The following is a 3,624-nucleotide window of genomic DNA, read 5'->3' on the forward strand; positions in this document are numbered from 1 at the left end:
CCGGGCGCTCCGGGTGAGCCGAATGGCCGCCGTGCTGCTAGACCAGTGCGGAGGCAGGAGGAGGCCCACCCGTGACCCAGCAGGACACCACCGCCGCCGGTGACCGGACCGACGGCGCGGAGGCGCCCGAGGCAGCCGAGGCGCAGATCACCTACGACGAGCAGCGCTACCCCGCCCGTCCCCAGCGGCTCCGGCCGCGGGCCCAGCTGCGCGGCGGCACGCGCCGCGCAGCCGACCCCCGGGCCGCCGACGGGTCCAACCCGACCTACGTGCAGTGGCTCGTCGGCCAGTCGATGCTCGCCGACGCCGACGTGCTGTCCAGGCAGCTGTCCGGCCAGCCGAGCATGTGGCGCAACCCCTACGCCCGCCCCGACGCCCGCCGGGCGCTGGCCACCGCGTCGGTGTGGTTCACGGCGTACCCGATCTCGCTGATCACCGCGCCGGGGGAGTCCTTCCTCGGCGCGCTGGGCAGCGACGCGCTGTGGGAGGCGTTCCAGCGGATCGGCATCGACGCGGTGCACACCGGCCCCGTCAAGCGGGCCGGCGGGCTGTCTGGCTGGCAGGAGACCCCGAGCGTCGACGGGCACTTCGACCGCATCAGCACCCACATCGACCCGCTGTTCGGCCAGGAGGAGGAGTTCCGCCGCGTCTGCGAGGTCGCCGACTCCCACGGCGGTAGCGTCATCGACGACATCGTCCCCGGTCACACGGGCAAGGGCGCCGACTTCCGCCTCGCGGAGATGGCCTACCGGGAGTACCCGGGCATCTACCACATGGTGGAGATCCCCGAGGAGGACTGGCACCTGCTGCCCGAGGTCCCCGCCGGCCGCGACGCCGTCAACCTCGACGCGGTCGCCGAGAAGGAGCTCGCCGACCGCGGCTACATCATCGGCGCGCTGCAGCGGGTCATCTTCTACGCCCCCGGCGTGAAGGAGACGAACTGGAGCGCCACCGCGCCCGTCGCCGGCGTCGACGGCACCGTGCGCCGCTGGGTGTACCTGCACTACTTCAAGCAGGGCCAGCCCTCGATCAACTGGCTGGACCCCACCTTCGCCGGGATGCGCCTGGTCATCGGCGACGCCCTGCACTCCCTCGGCGACCTCGGCACCCACGGCCTGCGGCTGGACGCCAACGGTTTCCTCGGGGTGGAGAAGAGCGCCGAGGGGCTGCCCGCCTGGTCCGAGGGCCACCCGCTCTCGCACGCCGCCAACCACGTCATCGCCGGCATGGTCCGCAAGGTGGGCGGGTTCACCTTCCAGGAGCTCAACCTCACGATGGAGGACATCCGCGACACCGGCCGGGTGGGCGCGGACCTGTCCTACGACTTCGTCAACCGCCCCGCCTACCACCACGCGCTGGCCACCGGGGACACCGAGTTCCTCCGCCTCACCCTGCGCACCAGCCTGGAGACGGGCGTGGAGCCGGTCACCCTGGTGCACGCCCTGCAGAACCACGACGAGCTGACCTACGAGCTCGTGCACTGGGCGACGCTGCACTGCGCCGACACCTACCGCTTCCGCGGCCGCGACGTGACGGGTGCCGAGCTCGCCGAGACGGTCCGCGCCGACCTGCTGCGGCACCTGACGGGCGAGGCCGCCGACTACAACCTGGTCTTCACGACCAACGGCATCGCCTGCACCACCGCGTCCGTGATCGCCGCCACCCAGGGTCTGACGACCCTGGACGCCATCGACGAGGAGCACGTCGAGAACATCCGCCGCGCGCACCTGCTGATGGCGATGTTCAACGCCTGGCAGCCGGGGGTCTTCGCCCTGTCCGGCTGGGACCTCACCGGCACCCTGCCCGTGCCGGCCGAGCAGGTCCGCGAGCTCATCGAGACCGGTGACACCCGCTGGGTCCACCGCGGTGCGCACGACCTCATGGACGTGGCCCCCGAGGCCAGGACGTCGGCCTCGGGCATGCCCCGCGGGCGGTCCCTCTACGGGTCGCTGCCGGAGCAGCTGGAGTCGGAGACGTCGTTCGTGGCGGGCCTGCGGGCCGTGCTCGCCACCCGCCGCGAGCACGGCATCGCCTGCGCCAGCCAGATCGACGTGCCCGCCGTCGCCCACCCCGGGATGCTGGTGATGGTGCACCGCCTCGACGACGGCGACGCCACCCGCGCCGACGCCCCGGTGCAGGTCACGGTGCTCAACTTCACCGGCGAGACCATCGAGGGCACGGTGCACTCGGAGGCGTTCACGCCCCGGCTGGCCGTCGTGGACGCCAGCACCGGCGGCGAGATCGGCTGGGTGGACGACCTGCAGAGCTTCGGCGTCTGGCTCGGCCCCTACGCGGGTCTCTTCCTGCTGCTGCGCCCGCCGACCGGCGAGGACGGCGGGGTCGACGACGTGCGCGGCCTCCTCACCCCCTAGCCGCACCCGCCCGGGTCCGCCGGGCCGGGCGCCGGTCCACAGCGGACGCCCAGCCCGGCGGGAGCCGGCTGCCAGCCGCGCCGGGCACCGTGGCGGGTGTCCGGCGGGCGGCGCCGGGGCGGGGGAGGGGGACACGTGGGCGGATCACCGGCGCCGGGACCGCGGCGGGCGCACACCCGGGCGGTCGGCCTGGGGGCGGCGGCGCTCGTCAGCGCCGTGGCGGTGGTGGCCGCGGGCACCGCCGCGAGCGGTACCACCACGGGCACCACCACGGGCACGACCACGAGCGGCGGCACCACGACCAGCGGCGACGGCACGACCAGCGGCGACGGCACCGCCGGGTCGTCCTCGGGGTCGTGGGCGTCCGACCCGGGCGTGTCCGCCGGCTCGGGCGCCGCCGCCGCCACCTCCGGGGGGTCCTGATGCCGCTGCAGGAGCTGCTGCCGCTCGGGCCCGGCACCGCGCAGTGGGACGTGTGGAGCACGCTGGCCCGCCTCGTCGTCACCTCGCCCCCCGAGCTGGCCGACGCCCGCGCGATCGTCGAGGCCGAGCTCGCCCGCGTCGACGCGGCCTGCAGCCGCTTCCGCGACGACTCCGAGCTGGCCGCCGTCGAGCGGCGCGCGGGCACCGGCGTCGAGGTCTCCCCGCTGCTGGCCGAGCTGGTCGCGCAGGCGCTGCTCGCCGCCGAGCGCACCGGCGGCGACGTCGACCCCACCCTCGCCGACGCCATGTGCGCCCTCGGCTACGACCGGGACGTCGACCGCTTCGCCGTGCGCGGCGTGCCGGTGCGGGTCGTCGCGCGCGTGCGGCACGACTGGCGGGCGGTCCGGCTGCGCGGGCGGGAGCTGACCCTGCCGCCGGGCACCCGGCTGGACCTCGGCGCCACGGCCAAGGCGGTGGCCGCCGACCGCTGCGCCGCGGCGGTGCACGAGGCGCTCGGGTGCGGGGTGCTGGTGTCCCTGGGCGGTGACATCGCCACCGCCGGGCCGGCCCCCGGCGGCTGGTGGGACGTGCTCGTCAGCGACGGCCCGCAGGAGCCGGCCAGCGTCGTCGCCCTCCCACCGGGCGCGGCGCTGGCGACCTCCAGCACCCTGTCGCGGCGGTGGCGGATGGGCACCCGCGAGCTGCACCACGTCCTCGACCCGCGCACCCTGGCGCCGGTGGCTCCGGTGTGGCGCACCGCGTCGGTGGCCGCGGCCAGCTGCGCGGCCGCCAACACCGCGAGCACCGCCGCGCTCGTGCGGGGCGGGGT

3 protein-coding genes are annotated in these 3,624 nt (G+C 75.6%); all 3 read left to right on the forward strand.

Going from position 1 to position 3,624, the window contains the following annotated elements; translation table 11 throughout:
* Positions 1-71: 71 nt before the first annotated feature.
* A complete protein-coding gene (gene treS, locus ABEB16_RS18905; protein ID WP_425560255.1) occupies positions 72-2,372 on the forward strand; it encodes a maltose alpha-D-glucosyltransferase in 2,301 nt (766 codons plus the stop codon).
* Positions 2,373-2,507: 135 nt separating this feature from the next.
* Positions 2,508-2,795 carry a hypothetical protein gene (locus tag ABEB16_RS18910; protein WP_345713759.1) on the forward strand — a complete coding sequence of 96 codons (288 nt, stop codon included), beginning with the start codon at positions 2,508-2,510 and terminating at the stop codon, positions 2,793-2,795.
* On the forward strand, positions 2,795-3,624 hold an 830-nt coding region (locus ABEB16_RS18915), incomplete at its 3' end, for an FAD:protein FMN transferase (protein ID WP_345713760.1). The genes ABEB16_RS18910 and ABEB16_RS18915, both read left to right, overlap by 1 nt.

It is taken from the genome of Kineococcus glutinatus (assembly GCF_039542765.1).
Classification (GTDB): Bacteria; Actinomycetota; Actinomycetes; order Actinomycetales; family Kineococcaceae; genus Kineococcus_A; species Kineococcus_A glutinatus.